The organism is Chitinophaga nivalis (assembly GCF_025989125.1).
In the GTDB taxonomy this organism is placed as follows: Bacteria; Bacteroidota; Bacteroidia; order Chitinophagales; family Chitinophagaceae; genus Chitinophaga; species Chitinophaga nivalis.
The window spans coordinates 7,584,558-7,600,268 of sequence record NZ_JAPDNR010000001.1 but is presented as its reverse complement, the minus strand read 5'-3'; the positions used below and the strand labels follow the sequence as shown (position 1 = coordinate 7,600,268).

12 protein-coding genes are annotated in these 15,711 nt (G+C 39.5%); 8 read left to right on the top strand and 4 right to left on the bottom strand.

Annotated elements, in window-relative coordinates; genetic code table 11:
• The 7 genes from prfH (at position 1) to OL444_RS27625 (ending at position 5,836) form a co-directional block, all read left to right on the top strand.
• Positions 1-615, top strand: coding sequence for a peptide chain release factor H (prfH, locus tag OL444_RS27650; protein WP_264728000.1), 615 nt, complete (start codon positions 1-3; stop codon positions 613-615).
• Between the two features lie 194 nt (positions 616-809).
• The gene (locus tag OL444_RS32070; protein WP_371878149.1) at positions 810-1,262 is read left to right on the top strand and encodes a helix-turn-helix domain-containing protein; all 453 of its coding nucleotides are present in this window, start codon (positions 810-812) and stop codon (positions 1,260-1,262) included.
• Positions 1,263-1,385: 123 nt separating this feature from the next.
• Positions 1,386-2,843 (top strand): hypothetical protein, encoded by a 1,458-nt coding sequence (locus OL444_RS27645; RefSeq protein ID WP_264728002.1) that lies wholly within the window; start codon positions 1,386-1,388, stop codon positions 2,841-2,843.
• Positions 2,833-4,335 carry a hypothetical protein gene (locus OL444_RS27640; protein ID WP_264728005.1) on the top strand — a complete coding sequence of 501 codons (1,503 nt, stop codon included), beginning with the start codon at positions 2,833-2,835 and terminating at the stop codon, positions 4,333-4,335. Before OL444_RS27645 ends, OL444_RS27640 begins: the two co-directional genes overlap by 11 nt.
• Positions 4,336-4,422: 87 nt before the next feature.
• Positions 4,423-4,695, top strand: a complete 273-nt coding sequence (locus tag OL444_RS27635; protein ID WP_264728007.1) for a hypothetical protein — start codon at positions 4,423-4,425, stop codon at positions 4,693-4,695.
• 525 nt (positions 4,696-5,220) lie between these two features.
• Positions 5,221-5,493, top strand: a complete 273-nt coding sequence (locus OL444_RS27630; RefSeq protein WP_264728009.1) for a hypothetical protein — start codon at positions 5,221-5,223, stop codon at positions 5,491-5,493.
• Between the two features lie 73 nt (positions 5,494-5,566).
• The gene (locus OL444_RS27625; RefSeq protein WP_264728011.1) at positions 5,567-5,836 is read left to right on the top strand and encodes a hypothetical protein; all 270 of its coding nucleotides are present in this window, start codon (positions 5,567-5,569) and stop codon (positions 5,834-5,836) included.
• A gap of 94 nt (positions 5,837-5,930) precedes the next feature.
• Here OL444_RS27625 and OL444_RS27620 read toward each other — a convergent pair whose 3' ends face one another.
• The 4 genes from OL444_RS27620 to OL444_RS27605 all read right to left on the bottom strand — a co-directional run bounded on the left by OL444_RS27620 (position 5,931) and on the right by OL444_RS27605 (position 15,285).
• Entirely contained in the window at positions 5,931-8,612 is a 2,682-nt protein-coding gene (locus OL444_RS27620) for an alpha/beta hydrolase family protein (protein WP_264728012.1), read from the bottom strand.
• Positions 8,613-8,687: 75 nt separating this feature from the next.
• Complete coding sequence (locus OL444_RS27615) at positions 8,688-10,955, bottom strand: glycoside hydrolase family 2 protein (protein WP_264728014.1); 2,268 nt, start codon at positions 10,953-10,955, stop codon at positions 8,688-8,690.
• Positions 10,956-10,991: 36 nt separating this feature from the next.
• Positions 10,992-12,323 carry a RagB/SusD family nutrient uptake outer membrane protein gene (locus OL444_RS27610; protein ID WP_264728016.1) on the bottom strand — a complete coding sequence of 444 codons (1,332 nt, stop codon included), beginning with the start codon at positions 12,321-12,323 and terminating at the stop codon, positions 10,992-10,994.
• Positions 12,324-12,435: 112 nt separating this feature from the next.
• Positions 12,436-15,285, bottom strand: a complete 2,850-nt coding sequence (locus OL444_RS27605; RefSeq protein ID WP_264752055.1) for a SusC/RagA family TonB-linked outer membrane protein — start codon at positions 15,283-15,285, stop codon at positions 12,436-12,438.
• Between OL444_RS27605 and OL444_RS32065 the strand changes: the two genes are divergently transcribed.
• A complete protein-coding gene (locus OL444_RS32065) occupies positions 15,229-15,651 on the top strand; it encodes a hypothetical protein (RefSeq protein WP_264731748.1) in 423 nt (140 codons plus the stop codon). The two genes, OL444_RS27605 and OL444_RS32065, sit on opposite strands and share 57 nt — an antisense overlap.
• The last annotated feature ends 60 nt before the right edge of the window (positions 15,652-15,711 follow it).

Below are 15,711 nucleotides of genomic sequence, written 5' to 3'. Positions count from 1 at the left end.
ATGGAGAAGATATTAATACAGATTACCTCCGGCCGCGGTCCGGTAGAATGCAGCCGGGTAGTCGCCAGGATACAGGAGAAAATGCTGCAGCAGGCTAAACGCGAGGGCATTGTGATGGAGGTATTGGAGAATGTAAAAGGAGACCTCAATGGCACCTTATTGTCTGCTACCTTGCTGGCAAAAGGAACAGACCTGTCTGCCTTTAAAAAGGAGTGGAGTGGTACGGTGCAGTGGATTGCGCAAAGTCCTTACCGCAAGTTTCATAAGCGTAAGAATTGGTTTGCAGGCGTGGCCGTATTTGATGTGGCAACACAGTTGCAATGGCGGGTGCAGGATGTGGTATTGGAAACCTGCCGGGCTTCAGGACCTGGTGGTCAGCATGTCAACAAGGTAGAAACGGCGGTGCGGGGAACGCACCGGCCTACCGGGTTGCAGGTGCTGGCCATGGACAGCCGGTCGCAGCTGCAGAATAAACAGTTGTGTCTGGAACGGCTGGAAGCCAAGTTCCTGGCCTGGCAGACAAGTCAGCTGGTACAGCAGCAGCAGGACCGCTGGCAGGAACATAATATACTGGAGCGGGGTAGTGCAGTGAAGGTGATTGCCGAACGGTTATAGCAGCCTGGGTACCAGATGTGATAACGTGTATTCGTTATCGTTATATCGCAGTATGCTGCGGTTGATAAAACGGCTGAATAAGCCCTGGTAGAGATACCGGGGCTTTATTTTTGAACTGCATAGGGAATACAGCAGGATGTTGCAATTTGCTTTTACTCACCACCACATTTCCTCATACTGAAATCTTATTGACTATGCAACTGCCTGGTGAATCCGTTATTCATGATATACGCACCTATCTGGCTGTTAATCTGGATAAACCCTTTTCAATTTCGCAGCTGGCCAAAGATTATTGTATCAGTCCTTCTAAATTGCAGCATGACTTTAAAAAATGTTTCCAGGAGTCTGTCAGTGACTATGTACTGCGGATGAAGATGGAAAAGGGAAGAAGCATGCTGCACCATTCCGGTAAAAAAATTTCGGACATTGCCTATGAGCTGGGATACAGCCATAGGAGCAGCTTTACCAAGTTATTCAGGAAGTTTTATGGGTATTCCCCCCGGGAAGTTAAAAACATTTGCAGAACAGGCTTCCTTTTTATCGTTTTATTGTTTCAAATTTACAATAACTCAGAAAAACCGTCGAACTTTTTAAGATATATAGACACAGCATTGTTCCCCCTAAATCAACATCTTTTATACCATTAGTAAAGAAGTAAGAAATACAACAGCAACTTTTATTTTCTCAGATAGCAAATGCCTGGTAATGTTATGCCTGGTTGGCAGCCTAACATACGGGATGGAGAATTTATGACCCTAAAAACTCAGATCATGTATACTGAATTAAGGGAAGTAATAGTAAGGCATAAAAGATATGTGATCATTGCATTAGCTGGTGCTACCATATTGTTTGTCTTGTTTAAACTTTTTTACCCTTTTGCAGACTATTCCAATGACTCTTATACATATATAGGAGCGGCAGCGATGAATGATAATGTCAGTATCAGACCGATAGGATATTCCAAATTCTTGCGGGCATTCAGTGCCTGGTCTACTTCTGATATCGCATTAACCGCTTTTCAATATAGCCTGGTAACATTGGCTGCATTGTATCTTTTTCTGACGGTCATCCATTTCTTTCGGCCTGGTAAGGTGGTGTCTATTGTGCTCTTTGTTTTATTGTTATTCAACCCGGTATCCTTGTATATAGGCAATTACATTGGCAGTGATGCCTTGTTTGCGGGTCTTAGTCTCCTCTGGTTTACACACCTGATATGGATCATTAACAAACCTCAGCCTTATGATATACTGATACAGGCATTATTGCTGCTACTCATTCTAACGTTGCGTTACAATGCCTTGTACTATCCTTTTATAACTGCAGTTGCATTTGTTTTGTCGCGAAAAAAATGGTGGTGGCGACTGAGCGGTGCCTTTACAGGAATACTGGTCATAGTATTGTTTATATCGTTTGTGAGGGAACAAAACTACAAGACGTATGGCACCCGTTTGTTTTCCGCTTTTGGAGGCTGGCAACTGGCTACGAATGCCTTGTATGTGTATCAGGATGTAAAGGTGGATAGTAAGGATTTTTCACAGAAGGATAAGGCCATTGATGATGCGATGAAGGGGTTTTTAAAGGTGAATAAAATGAAGGAATTTCCGCCGTTGACCTCTTCATTTTTTTTATGGGATGATAAGGCGCCGCTGAAGCAATATTGGTTTAGCTATATGCGGAAATATCATACTTCCAAGGAAGATAGTATCAAGGTATGGAATACTATGGGGCCTTTGTTTGCATCGTATGGAAAGCATATTATTACAGACTATCCTTTTAGTTTTGCCAAGAATTACCTGTTGCCGAATGCGTGGGCGTATTGTTATCCTGAATTGGAAATTTTTCTACAGTATAATATTGGAATGGATAGTGTAAAGATGCCTGCAGTAGATTGGTTCCGTTATTCTACCGGAAAGATACACTTCTTCTCCAGGCGTGGACAAACCAGGTTGTTGCACCCATTCCCGGTCATTTTCGGAGTTGTTAATCTCGGGTTGATAGTACTGGCAATATGGATTGCTTTAAAAGGTCGTCGTTATCTGCGGAAAAGAAACTATTTACTTAGCTTTTGTTTGTTATACTTTTTTTGGATAGCCAATATCGGATTCAGTGTTTTTGCGGCTCCGATCGTATTTAGGTATCAGTTTTTTCCTATGCTGATATTTATTGGATTGGGTGGAGCTATTACGGCTGATCTTATTCGTAGAAAAAATATAGAATATGAAAAGTAGTATTAACAGGTGGTATGTGATAATATGGGCCGTGTTGGTGATTGTACAGTTTGGGATATTCAAAACGTATTATCCATTTGTGAATCTCACGCAGGATTCAGACAATTATCTGTTGACTGCTCATTTGAATCAGGATATTGGTACTTGGCCGGTTGGATACTCGAAATTCTTACGTTTCTTTAGTGCTTTTACTCATGCAGATATAGCATTGGCCGCTTTTCAGTATTTATTTTTACAGGTGGCAGGATTTTATTTTCTGGTAACAGTACAACGTCTCTTTACATTAGATAGATTACTATTTAGATTATTGTTTGTTGGGTTGACATTTAATCCACTGTTTATTTACTTGGCTAATTATATTTCTCCGGATGCTTTTTTTACTGCACTTAGTATAATATGGATAACTCAACTAATAATAATTTGGCAACGCCCTTCTTCGGTTTTGATTGCTTTGCATATACTGATAATATTGTTGGCATTTGCTGTAGGTTATCATGCTGTATATTATCCAGTGTTGAGTATAGGGATATTATCGCTTTGTAAATGGAATATATGGAAAAGAGGGATGGGGATATCAATACTTTTATTGACGATCATAGGGTATGCAGGGGATTTAGATAGACAACGTCATAAAATGATAGGAGAACATCAATTGATTCCGGCTGCCGGCTGGCAACTGGCCACAAATGGCATACGGATGTTCAATCAGCTTACATCTGCTGAAACCATTGTCGTGCCAAATCAGTTCAAAGCGTTGCATGCAGCAGTCGTAACACATAAAGACTCTTTATATAATGTTGATAATGGGAATATAAATTTACCTACAGCTTATTATCTGAATGATGTACATTCTCCTTTAATGCGGTATTGGAAGCAACAGGTAGATAAAGATACGAGCAACTATGCCGCTTCTCAATGGATGAAGGTAGGTGCCTTGTATGCGGATTATGGATGGTATCTGTTAAAGTTATACCCGGGATCTTATATGCAGTCTGTTATATTGGCCGATACAAAAGAGACATTATTCCCTTCTCCCGAATTATTAGCCGTGTATAATATGGAGGAAGATACGATTAGCCATGTAAGTCGGCAATGGTTTACACGGGAAAGAAATAAATATGCCTATCCTGCACATGATATTTTTCTTAGGGCTTTTCAATATTATCCGGTAATAGGTGTAATGATACAAAGTTGCTTATTGGTGGGAGTTTTTATCCTGTTTTTTGTGGGTGGTTTCACGAAATTGACTAATAGTTATACAGGGTCTGCTTTTATCATATTACTGTTAGTGTGGCTGTCGGATATGTTTTTTCTGGTGCTAACATCATCGGCTTTATTAAGGCACGAAGTATTTCTAATATTGATTAGTAGTGTTAACCTGGTTGTTTGTATAGACTATTTATTAAAAACGGAAGAATGGAAGAAGGAGACTGTATTATACCCATTATCGGTAAACACTTCTGGGAAATCAAATGAATTTATTGCGCAATAAAAAAGGGGCCGCCGAAAACCTTCAGAAAAGAGTAGGCAGATATAGAAACTCAAAGTTTAGCTTTTTGATTTAAAAGGCAACTATTTTATGAAAAGTACAAAAATCGTTTTAACTGCTCTGGCAGTTGTAGCTGTTATCGGTGGTGCATTTGCTTTTAAATCTGTTGGTTCTAATCCTCCAGAACAGATTTTCTACAAAAAAAGAGGTCAGGAAAAACTGGTTCTGTTACCTAATGCTACTTCAAAAGTAACTCCTACACTGGTTTCTACTCCTCTGGATCTTGAAAAAGGATTCTACACTACTACTGTAATCAGCTCAACTACTCCTACCATTGCTGCATATGTTGCAAATGCACAATAAGGTATAGTTTGACTAAGGCGCAGTGGCATTTCTGCGCCTTAGTCTTTTAATAATTGAAAGATTTTATCTAATATACTAAAGAAGTTTTATGAAGAGTCGCATTTTATATCTTATGTGCTTCCTTTTAATAGGAATCATTACAGCTACATTTGCGTTCAATTTTATTAAAACTCACCCTCCCGTTAGGCTTTATTATATAAACGTATAAGGAAGGATTGTTTTAGTAACAGATGCTACAACTTCTGTTACAGATAGGTTGTATCCTTCGCCATATGATTTTTAAAAAAGGATATTATACAACCACAACTATGACTGTTATTTCTCCAACATATAAAGCTTACGTTCCCAATGCACAATAATATTTTAATGTATGTTTTAATTGAATGAATATTTTATGTTGTTAGATGAATGAATATGTGTGGAGATTTTTGTTTGGAAATTACGCATTGATAAAATGATTAATAGACGCGGTTTGATTATCTAAATGTGCTTGATATTATTTGATTTTATCTAAAAATAAAAATTATGAAAAGAAATAAAATCATCATGTTATGTTTGATTGTTATTATTATTGCAGGAGGAGTAATTATTTATAAGCATACGGCCGCTTTTCCTCCTGAAAGGCTTTATTATAAAGTTAATAATGCTGTATATGCTAAGCCGGCTCCTAATGCTACCCGGTATCCGACTGGATTACCTTATACAAGGCCTACTGATTTCCAAAGTGGTTATTACACTACCAGTTTTGTTACATTTACAACACCTACTGTTGAAGTGTATGGTGCTAATGCTCAATAAAGAAAGATGGAGTAGGAAGGTGGATTTAAAGAATAATCAGGATAATTATTCATTCAATATAATAATTAATTATATGAGAAGGAAAAGAATTTATCTGATACTACTTTTTATTATATGCATTATCCCTGTAGCTATAGCATTTAAAGAAAGAGCGAATAATCCACCGGAGCAGTTGTATTATATAACTTTTGATAATAGAGTGAAAATTGCGCCGAATGCTACAAGAGTAAATACCTATACGGTTTTACCCTATCCGACTGAGTTTTATAAAGGCTATTTCACAACATCTGTTATCGTGCGTGGGCTTCCTCAGTTTACTGCATATGTAGCTAATGCTCAATAAGTATTTATACATAATCGGTATTGGCAGGTATTAGGTGATTAATTATTGGGCGTGGAGGTAGTCTGCGCCTTTTGTTATTTGTTAGTTTACTCAATTATAAGCCGCTTTGTTTAAGTTTCATTATGGCAGGAATACCTTTTTGCATCCATAGGGGAGCAGGTTTTCCTTTCAAAAAATGATCAAAGAACTGGGCCATGCGAATGGAATAGTCCATCTGATTATCATATTGAAGAAGTCCATGGTATTCACCATCATATTGTAATAACCAGACTTTCTTTTGCAACCGGCGAAGTGCAAGAAACCAGGATATGCCTTGCTCCAATAATACCTGCCGATCTCCTTTATTGTGCATGATAAGCAAAGGGGTATTTACTTTGTCAGCAGCAAAGATGGGAGAATTACTGATATAACCTGTTTTATCTTCCCATAATGTTTTTCCCATTCTGTTTTGAAATGTCTCATATAAATATTGCTGACTGATACCGCCAGAACGGATACTGTTATAGCCACTAACGAAATCCGTAACGCCTGCGCATTCTGCCGCTGCTGCAAAAAGAGAGGTGTGGCTAATCAGGTAATTTACTTCGTATCCTCCAAAACTAATGCCTTGTAACCCCATCTTACTGCTGTCAACCCAAAGCATAGCAGCCAGTTGTTGTGCACACGAAGTCACGGCATCAAATGAACTTTGTCCGGGACTACCTGTTTTATAGGTTATATCAGGGCTACATACAACGTATCCGTTACTGACAAAATAAGAGACATTAAGCGCGCCATTACTTGGAAGAGGTCTGTCAAAAAAATACAGTTCATTGGAATTTTTTTCATATAAATAGAAAAGAACTGGATATTTTTTTTGAGGATCAAAATCTGCTGGTTTATAAAGAATAGCGGTGCCAGTAGTGTTATCTGGCATCTTCCAATGAAATAACTCCTTTCGTAGCCAATTTACGCTTTCCTGAGGGGCAAAGTTTGTAAGTGGAGAGAAGGTCTTGAAATGGGTGGTGAAGAATAGATTAGGAGCTTCTCTATCTGACATTCTTACCAGTAGATAAGCTGTTGGATGTTTTGATTTTATAAGTGTATCAGGATATATTTTGTAGGAATTAAAAGGATAATAATATAGGTATGGACCTATAGTGAGTATACGGGACTTTGAAGGATGATTGAAGTCGATCTGATAAAACCCATTATATTTATTACGTGTATTGAAGGCAGTGACAATTAATTTTTGTCGGGTGTTTATATTCCCCATTTTACTAAATGGGTCCATTATGCGCAGAACTGTATGATTCATCCTGCCATAATGATTAGTAATGCAAGTATTATTTGCAGTGCGAGATTTTAATGAAAGTAGCCAAATGTCATAATTATCGTATACAAACACACCAGATTCGTCAGTAGTAAAAGCAGCAATACCATTGGAAGCGGGTAGGTAAGGATAATCATTTGTTTCATCATAAAATGGTACTTTGATATTCCCTGAAATATTTATCCGATCACCGGTAGTGGTATTATAGCTGAAATAGTGCATACTGTCACAATCATAATATACCAGATACTTGCCGTTGGGAGATAATTGATAATCATTGAGTGAATAATTGGAAATGTTTTGCTTGATCAGTTTTTTTTCTCCGGTCAGTAGTGATATTAAAAAAACACTTTCTCTTCCCTGTACATTCCAGTTTTTCTCACCAGGGTCTCCTTTTAGGATACTCATAAGAACGTAATCGCCTTTGCTCCTTATAGCTGGTTGTTGAGTATATTCATACTCGTTTGTTGTAATAGGTACAATATGTCCGGTTGCAAAGGAAAAAGCGGAAAGGTATGTTTTGGGAGCAAAGTTGGTTGCTTCTAATTGCTGTGATTGTAATCTGGTATCCTGGTAATGCCAGATATCTACCGCAACATTTGTTAAGGTGAGTGTTGTATCAGCTTTTTTCTTTTGATAGAAATAAAGGTGGGCTCCATTAGAACTAAAAAAGGGCACATCGAATCCATTATCAAGAATATATGAGGGATCTATCTCCGGAGAATGATCATTCAACAGTACTTTGGCAGAGGACATACCTTCTTTAAAATATCTTATCTGAGTAGTTGCTTGTTGAATATTGTTAGATGCTGTTTGAAATGCAACTTGTTTTCCTGTCGGATCAAAGCAAAAACTTAATACGGATAAGCTGTCCATCCATATTTGTTGTCGGGAATTATCTGATAGTTTATACCAATAGAGAGCATGAGCGGTATATTTTTCTTTCTTCGTACTGGTATAAAATAGTATGGTTTTTTGATCTGGGCTGATCAGATATTGGTTTACGCCAATGATCTCTTCCTGTTGTCCGGATGTGATTTTTTGAATAACACATCGTTTGAGGGAATCGTTTAACTGATATAATAGGTATTCTTCTTTATCTATACTGATGGCGTTAAAATTAAATACACCAGGAATTGCTTTTTTAGGTCCGTCTGGAATTTTATCCAGATAGAGGGTATCTCCTTTTGTTTTGTAAATGACCATTCGGCTATCTTGAGAAAATGCGGCCATATCACCGGATATTATTTCTTTTTTCCAGGTAGCTTGTGTAGCTTGAATCACCAGCTTTACTTCCCCGGAAGGTATCCTATAACTGTAGGCAATATATTTCCCATCATTACTGATTATTTTTAAGTCAATCAAAGGCCAGCTCTCCACATCTGTTAAGGTAAGTGGTTTTTTTTGTGCGATCGTTGCGACTGTGACAAGCTGTAAAATGAGAAAGAATATTTTTTTTTTCATGCGGCGATTATAATAATTGTCTTTTTGATGAAGGCTACTCATATCACTATGAGTAGCCTATTTATTGTAAACCGGTTATTCCGGCCATGTTTTTTCCCCTTTTTTCATTTTATTAAGAGTGTCTTCGTATATATCTATTGCTTTCTGATTATTAATGGCAACAGCAATGGCTAGCGCTTCTTCTTCCAGTTTAATAGCCTCGCTTTTGCGACGGAGCTTATAGAGCAGATTCGCATAGGTATCAATACTGTTTTTATCTCCTGGTTCGCGTAATAATCCAAATTTAATCCACTCCACTGCTGCATTAAGTGATGCAGGATCGTCACAATTCTGAAAAATTGCCCAGCTATACATGTTTAGTTCGGCGGGTAATACAATGGGGGCACATATTTTAATGTATTCGTCCACAGTATTAATCATTTTGGGCCAGTTTGCAGCCCCCTGATAGGTCAGAATTGATTTCCGGGCATCATTCTGGATACGTTCATATTTTTTAAAATGATCAGCAGTATCTGCTGTTGTGCAATGGAATGACAGATCTATAGGACTGGTGGCCGCTGTAATCATGCGGTTGATCATTCTGAGTGTATCTATTGGGATTTTAATGATTTCTCTATCATAGGTGATAAAGCCATTTTCTTCCGTTTCAACGTCGAAAGGCTCTGTGTAGATGGCCCCGGAAAGTCCCCCATCTTCTTTGTAGACTTTTAATAGTTTGGTCATCATTTTGTATTTAGATGGGAATTGCAAGGTAGGTATTTTGATATATCCCCAACTATCATAGCCTTTCCATTGGTGTTGCCATATTGAAACCCCGACGCCACCCCATTCACCTATTACCATCGCTTTGTTAGGCAGATAGGGGGGCATACCGGGACCTGGGTATTCATGGGTGTCTGTCAGGTCCCCATCCCGCCATTTCTCTTCGGCTTCGGTGATCTTATCGTAATTTTCTCCACTATGTGCATTAACAATACGTGATGGGTCTGTTTCTTTTATCCATTTTGCTAACCTTTTCTGATCATAGCGCATCCATCCTTCATTAAAGAGCACCCAGGTAATGATGGAAGGATAGTTATGTAATTGTAGTAGATTCTCTTTATTTTCTGCTTCAAATATTTGTCTGGCTGCTTTGCTGGTATCGGCACAGGTGGGCATATCCTGCCATACGAGTATGCCAGCTTTATCACAATGGTAGTACCATCTGTCTGGTTCCAGCTTTACATGTTTCCGGATAGTGTTAAATCCCATACTTTTGATGGCGGATATATCAAACATTAATGCCTCATCTGTCGGTGCAGTATATAATCCTTCTGGCCAGAATCCCTGGTCCAGTACGCCCAGATTAAAAGTGTATTGATTGTTTAAAAATATTTTTTCTTTGCCATCTGTATCTTTTTTTATCTCCACTTTGCGCATGCCAAAATAGCTCTTGATCGAATCCACCACTTTACCCTGATATAATAATGCAATATCCAGATCATACAAAAATGGTGTTTCCGGTGACCATAGCTGAGGGGACGGTACGGGCAAATTGTTAGACTGGTTAGGTAATAGTGTGTTACTGCTAACAATACTTCCATTAGACCTGGCGGTAGCCTGGATAGTATAGCCGCTTTCTTTAGTGTTGGTGTTAATGGTGAGCTGTAACTGACTTTTGTCTACATCCGGTGTGAGATAAATGCCACTGATATATACATCTGGCACCGTTTCAAGCCAAACAGTTTGCCATATGCCACTACTGGCCGTGTACATAATACCCTGTGGCCGGAGTACCTGTTTGCCATGTGGATTATTGCCTTGTTCGGAAGGGTCGAATACTTTCACAACCAGTTCATTTTTTCCGTTTCGGATAAGATCGGTGATATCAAATGAAAAATGTTGATAGCCCCCACTATGTTCTCCTAGGGTTTTACCATTCAGATAAACCGTTGCCTGATAATCAACTGCTCCGAAATGGAGCAATAATCTTTCTCCCTTTTTAAGTGTTGGTTTGGGAATATTTTTTTTATACCATAATAACTGCGTAGGAAGCAGGCTTTTTTTTACACCGGAAAGTGCTGATTCTATCGGATAAGGAACCAATATTTTTCCCTCGTAATTATCTGGTCTGGATTTATCTTTGGTGGTAACGGCGTATTCCCATAAACCATTTAAATTTTCCCATTTGCTTCGAACCATTTGAGGTCGTGGGTATGCCGGTAATGCGTTGGAAGGGGACACTTCTTTGGCCCATCGGGTTTGGATAGTGACTGGTTGTATTTGCCAGCCGGATTGTGCTTTCGATTGGTTGCTCCATATTAGTACTGCAAGTACTAATAGCAGTTGTTTACCTTTTTGCATAATTGTTTTTTAAGAAATATTTAGTGATAAGTATGATCAATAACCCGGATTCTGATGCCCTGTCAGACTGGGATTTAATTGAATAGTTTCTATGGGTAATGGAAAAAGTTGATGATAAGTTTGCCAGTTGCCTCCTTTAACAGGTGTGGCCTTGGTCATTACCGAATCAATGTAGCCGGCGCGCTTAAGGTCGAGCCAGCGATGTCCCATCTCTGCAAATAATTCTATTTCTCTTTCATGAAAGACAGCTTTCAATAGTTCCTCTTTATTATTAAAGGTCTGCTCAGATAACCGCGCCCGTTTTCGGATTACATTCAAAGCCCGCGTGGCCAGCGGTAGATTACCCTGCCTGACAGCAGCTTCTGCGAGGATTAGATATTGTTCTCCTAGTCTGAGTACCATCAGGTATTCTGTAATCGGATTTAGTATATTGTAAGTGCCGATTTTATATTTATTGGGATAATGGAATACTGTTCCGCCAACTGGATTGCTGTTCCCGACCCATTCTGTTTTTCGCTGATCTCCTGTTTCAAAGGCTTGATAGAGGTGATCACTGAGGGTGATGTATTTAATATTGTTAGGGCCATCCGGCATAACAAATAAGTATCCATCTAATGTATTATATCCCTGGTCAACAGGTTGTAGTTGCCAGATGGTTTCCCGGCTGTTTTTAAGGAAGATATTTGCCAATGCAATAGTATCGTATAATGCTTTGTTCTCGATAATGGAATTTGCCTGTATTTCAGCATTTTTCCAATCTCCGGTATATAGGTAGGTTCGGGCAAGTAATGCAGTAGCTGCCCATTTATTAGGCCGGACGCGTTCACTGGAAACGGAGGTAGCATCTGCATCTTTATATTCTTCCGACAACAATGATTGTGCGGCTGTGAGGTCACTGATGATTTGCTGATATACAAGGCTTACAGGAGAACGGGGAGCGCTGGCGTTGGTATTATAATTTGTACCTGTTATAAGTGGAACATCTCCGAAATAGTTTACGAGGTGAAAATAAATAAATGCCCTGGCAAACTTTGCTTCTCCTGTTAGTTGTGATTTGCCGTCATTTGTCATGCCGTTGGAGGCTGCAATCCCTTCCAATGCGCTGTTACATACAAAAATATAATAGTAAAAGGAATTCCATAAAGGTGTTTCCTTACTAAGCAGCGAATTAATATAGACTCGTTGGAGTAGTGTATTTAAAGAAGTATTTAAGGTGAGTTCATCGGCGGAGAGGCCTCCGATAACAGAAAGGCCAATATCTCCATTCAAGCCTTTCATTTTTCCATACAGGCCTCCTAAAACAGATGCGGCGGAAATGTCATTGGCATAGGCACTTTGGCTATCTACATTGGTTAGTGGTGGCCCCACTTCCAGTAATTTTTTGCAGGAGGAAAAGCATGTTAAAACTATACCAAAAATGAGGGCAGTATTTTTTTTAAAAAGAAATATATTGTTTTCGGAGAATTGCATATACTATGTTTTAGAAAGTGAGCTGAAAACCTATTGTCCATACTTTTAAGGGTGGAAGTTTGGTTGCGGACTGCGTTTCCGGGTCAGGTCCTTTGTAATTTGTAATGGTCAGCAGGTTTTGTCCTTGTATATAGACCCTGCCTTGTTGTAGGTGTAATGCATTTTTCCATTGGTCAGGAATCATATAAGTAAGAGATAGATTTTTCAACCGGATGTAAGAGGCATCGGAATAGGCCAGATCACTTTGTTGTGCGTATTGATAGGCGGTAAATGTTTCTCCGAATTTTTGCGTGTATTTCTGAAAATTAGCTTTATCTCCTGGTTTCTGCCACCGGTCAGTCACTTCTGCCGGTACATTATAAAAAGCAGACATGCCGGGAGCATAATAATTGCTATAGAGATAATTTTTTCCTGTTTGTTTTACAAACTGAAAGAGAAAGTCCAGCTCGAAGTTTTTATATTGAAGTGTTTGTTGAATCCCCCCATAAAAAACAGGATTGATATTGATAAATTTATATTGATCAGTGGAGATATCAGGCATACTAGTTGGGTTGCCTTTAAAATCAAGGAACTGGTAATTGCCAGTAGTTTCGTTTACGCCTGCAGATTGAAGGACTTTAATGGCGGATAGCGGCTGACCTATTTGCATGGTAGTGGCATAGGATGTTTTTTCCATACCTGGAAATGAGATCAGTTTGTTTCGGGGAATGGTAGCTTGAAAAGTAGTGGACCAGGATATTTTTTTTACTTGTTTGTTACCTACTTTTAAAAGTATCTCCCAACCGTTATTTTCTACAGTGGCAGGCAGGTTTTGAATCACGCTGGAAAGGCCTACTATATCGGGTAGTGGATAACTTAATAATTGATTGGAGGACCGGTTTCTATAGTAACTGGTGGAAAAAAAAATCTTATCCTTTAGTAATCCCAGTTCAATTCCTATTTCCATTTTTTTATTGACTTCCCATCCATAATCCGGATTATACAAAGAACTGGGAGTTAAACCCGGCGATCCCTGGTAAGGTGGTACATCGGAGGAGAACTGATATAAAGATAGAAAACGATAGTCACTGATTTGGTCATTTCCTGTTGTACCGTAACTAGCACGTATTTTACCAAAACTGAGGGCTCCTGCATTATCTTTCATGAAATTTTCTTCTGAAAATATCCAGCCCGCGCCCACAGCCCCAAAATTTCCAAATTGATTACCTGGCCCAAAGCGGCTACTGCCATCTCTCCGGGCTGTAATATTTAATAAATACTTGCCGTCCCAGTTGCAATTAATACGGGCAAAAATGGCGTTATACTTATAGAGAGAGTTGCTATTGTTGCCTTTAATAATAGTAGAAGCTCCCTCTATATTTTCCAATAACGCATCATTGTTATAGCCCAATCCTCTGACTTCTTTTGCGTTGGCGGTGCTTTGTTGAATAGTTGTACCAAGTAGTATATCAAAATTACCTGCTCTCCATTTTCGCTGATAGGAAATCTGAGGTTCTAAAATCCAGGATTGTATTTTTTTATCTGCAAAACTGGCACTACCGGTTTTTACTTTCAAGGCAGGGTCAAACATAGTGGTAGGCAACGTTGTGATTTCATTCATCAGCATATTGTTATAACCTCCGCTTAATTTTATTTTCAGTGCTTTTATAGGTTCATAACTAATCACGACATTTGATAACAGATTGTCTGTTTTAGAAGAGTAACGCGTATTTAATGGGCTGAGTGGATTTTCCCATGTTGAATTTTGCCAGTTAAGTGTACCATCTTTGTTGTATAACTGAGGTGCAACCGGGGGATAATAGATGTTGCCTGTCAAATCATAGTTAGGAAGTCGATTATCATCTACCATGTAATTACCGGATAACATAACCTGGATCTTTTGGTTGCGCGAGTTACTGGTTAAATTAAAGTGTACGGATCCCTTTTTGTCAGCGAATTTGCCTGAAAAAACAGTTGTTTCCTTACGGAGATTTCCGCCAATCAGATATTGTATGTTATTGTTGCCCCCTGAAATACTCAGCTGTACATCTGTAAAATGAGCCTTGTTACCTAATAATTCTTTTTGCCAGTCTGTGGACCGGGTTGTATCCCATTTGCCATTTAAATCATGGTCATATATGCCTGGTAATACACCATCGTTACGGAATGCCTCATGACGCATTTCAAGATATTGTTCTCTGTTCATTAGTTTTACTCTACTGGAGGCTATCCCAATACCGCCATAGGCATTTAATGATATTCTTGTCTGGTCTATTGTACCTTTTTTGGTGGTAATTAAAACGACTCCGTTAGCACCTCTGGAGCCGTAGATGGCTGTAGCGTCGGCGTCTTTCAGTACATCTATACTTTCAATATCTGCTGGGTTGATGAAATTAAGAGGACTCCCTCCTCCAATTAAAGTACCTCCCAGGGTAGTTGTTATTTGTGAGGAGTAAGGAACGCCATCGATAATATAAAGTGGATCGTTCCCACTCGCAATACTATTTTGCCCCCTGATTTGTACATTGTACCCTCCCCCCGGCAGCCCCGTCTGCTGCGTAATAATCATCCCCGGCACCCTCCCTTGCAAAGCTGCCAGCGGATTACTCACCGGCTGCTTTGCAATATCTGCGGCTTTCACACTACTCACATTCCCCGTGTTGAAACGTTTCGTCGTCGCGCCATACGCAATCACGACGGTTTCATCGAGATTACTCACATACTCCTGTAAACTGACGGGAATGTTTTTACGGTGGTTAACAGCCACTTCCTGGGAGAGATAACCAATCATGGAAACAGCTAGCTGGGCATTGGCAGGAACCTGTTGCAAGGTGAATTTTCCCTGACCGTCGGTGGTCGTGCCTACTGTGGTGTTACGGATGTGTACCGTAACACCGGTAAGCGGTTGTCCTTTTACATCTGTAATGATGCCGCTGACACGGAAGAGGGTATCCGAAGCCGGACTACCAGTTTTTTTTTCCGGATCTCCCATTTTTCGTATCAAGACAACATTATCACTATACTGCCAGGTAAATCCACGGGCACCCAACACCGTCCGCAGGATGTCGTTGACCGCTATACGCCGGAAATTTCCCCGGATGATTTCCTCCTGGTTGAGCTGTGCATTACTATAAGTGAAGAGCAGCCCGGTCTGTCTGGTGATGCTTTTGAAAAGCTCGTTGATGCTGATGCTTTTTTCTGTAATGGTCACTTGCTGATGCCCCTGCTGGAAAGCCCTTGCGGATAGGGCGCAGGTCAATAGCAACGTATACAGTATTACAGGCTTAATCATAATGTGGACGGAATT

What these genes read in the sequence shown, in the direction of transcription:
- OL444_RS27640 (WP_264728005.1), top strand. Translation starts at nt 2,833, where the DNA reads ATGAAAAGTAGTATTAACAGGTGGTATGTGATAATATGGGCCGTGTTG.
- OL444_RS27630 (WP_264728009.1), top strand. Translation starts at nt 5,221, where the DNA reads ATGAAAAGAAATAAAATCATCATGTTATGTTTGATTGTTATTATTATT.
- OL444_RS32070 (WP_371878149.1), top strand. Translation starts at nt 810, where the DNA reads ATGCAACTGCCTGGTGAATCCGTTATTCATGATATACGCACCTATCTG.
- OL444_RS27620 (WP_264728012.1), bottom strand. Translation starts at nt 8,612, where the DNA reads ATGAAAAAAAAAATATTCTTTCTCATTTTACAGCTTGTCACAGTCGCA.
- OL444_RS27625 (WP_264728011.1), top strand. Translation starts at nt 5,567, where the DNA reads ATGAGAAGGAAAAGAATTTATCTGATACTACTTTTTATTATATGCATT.
- OL444_RS27645 (WP_264728002.1), top strand. Translation starts at nt 1,386, where the DNA reads ATGTATACTGAATTAAGGGAAGTAATAGTAAGGCATAAAAGATATGTG.
- OL444_RS27615 (WP_264728014.1), bottom strand. Translation starts at nt 10,955, where the DNA reads ATGCAAAAAGGTAAACAACTGCTATTAGTACTTGCAGTACTAATATGG.
- OL444_RS27635 (WP_264728007.1), top strand. Translation starts at nt 4,423, where the DNA reads ATGAAAAGTACAAAAATCGTTTTAACTGCTCTGGCAGTTGTAGCTGTT.
- prfH (WP_264728000.1), top strand. Translation starts at nt 1, where the DNA reads ATGGAGAAGATATTAATACAGATTACCTCCGGCCGCGGTCCGGTAGAA.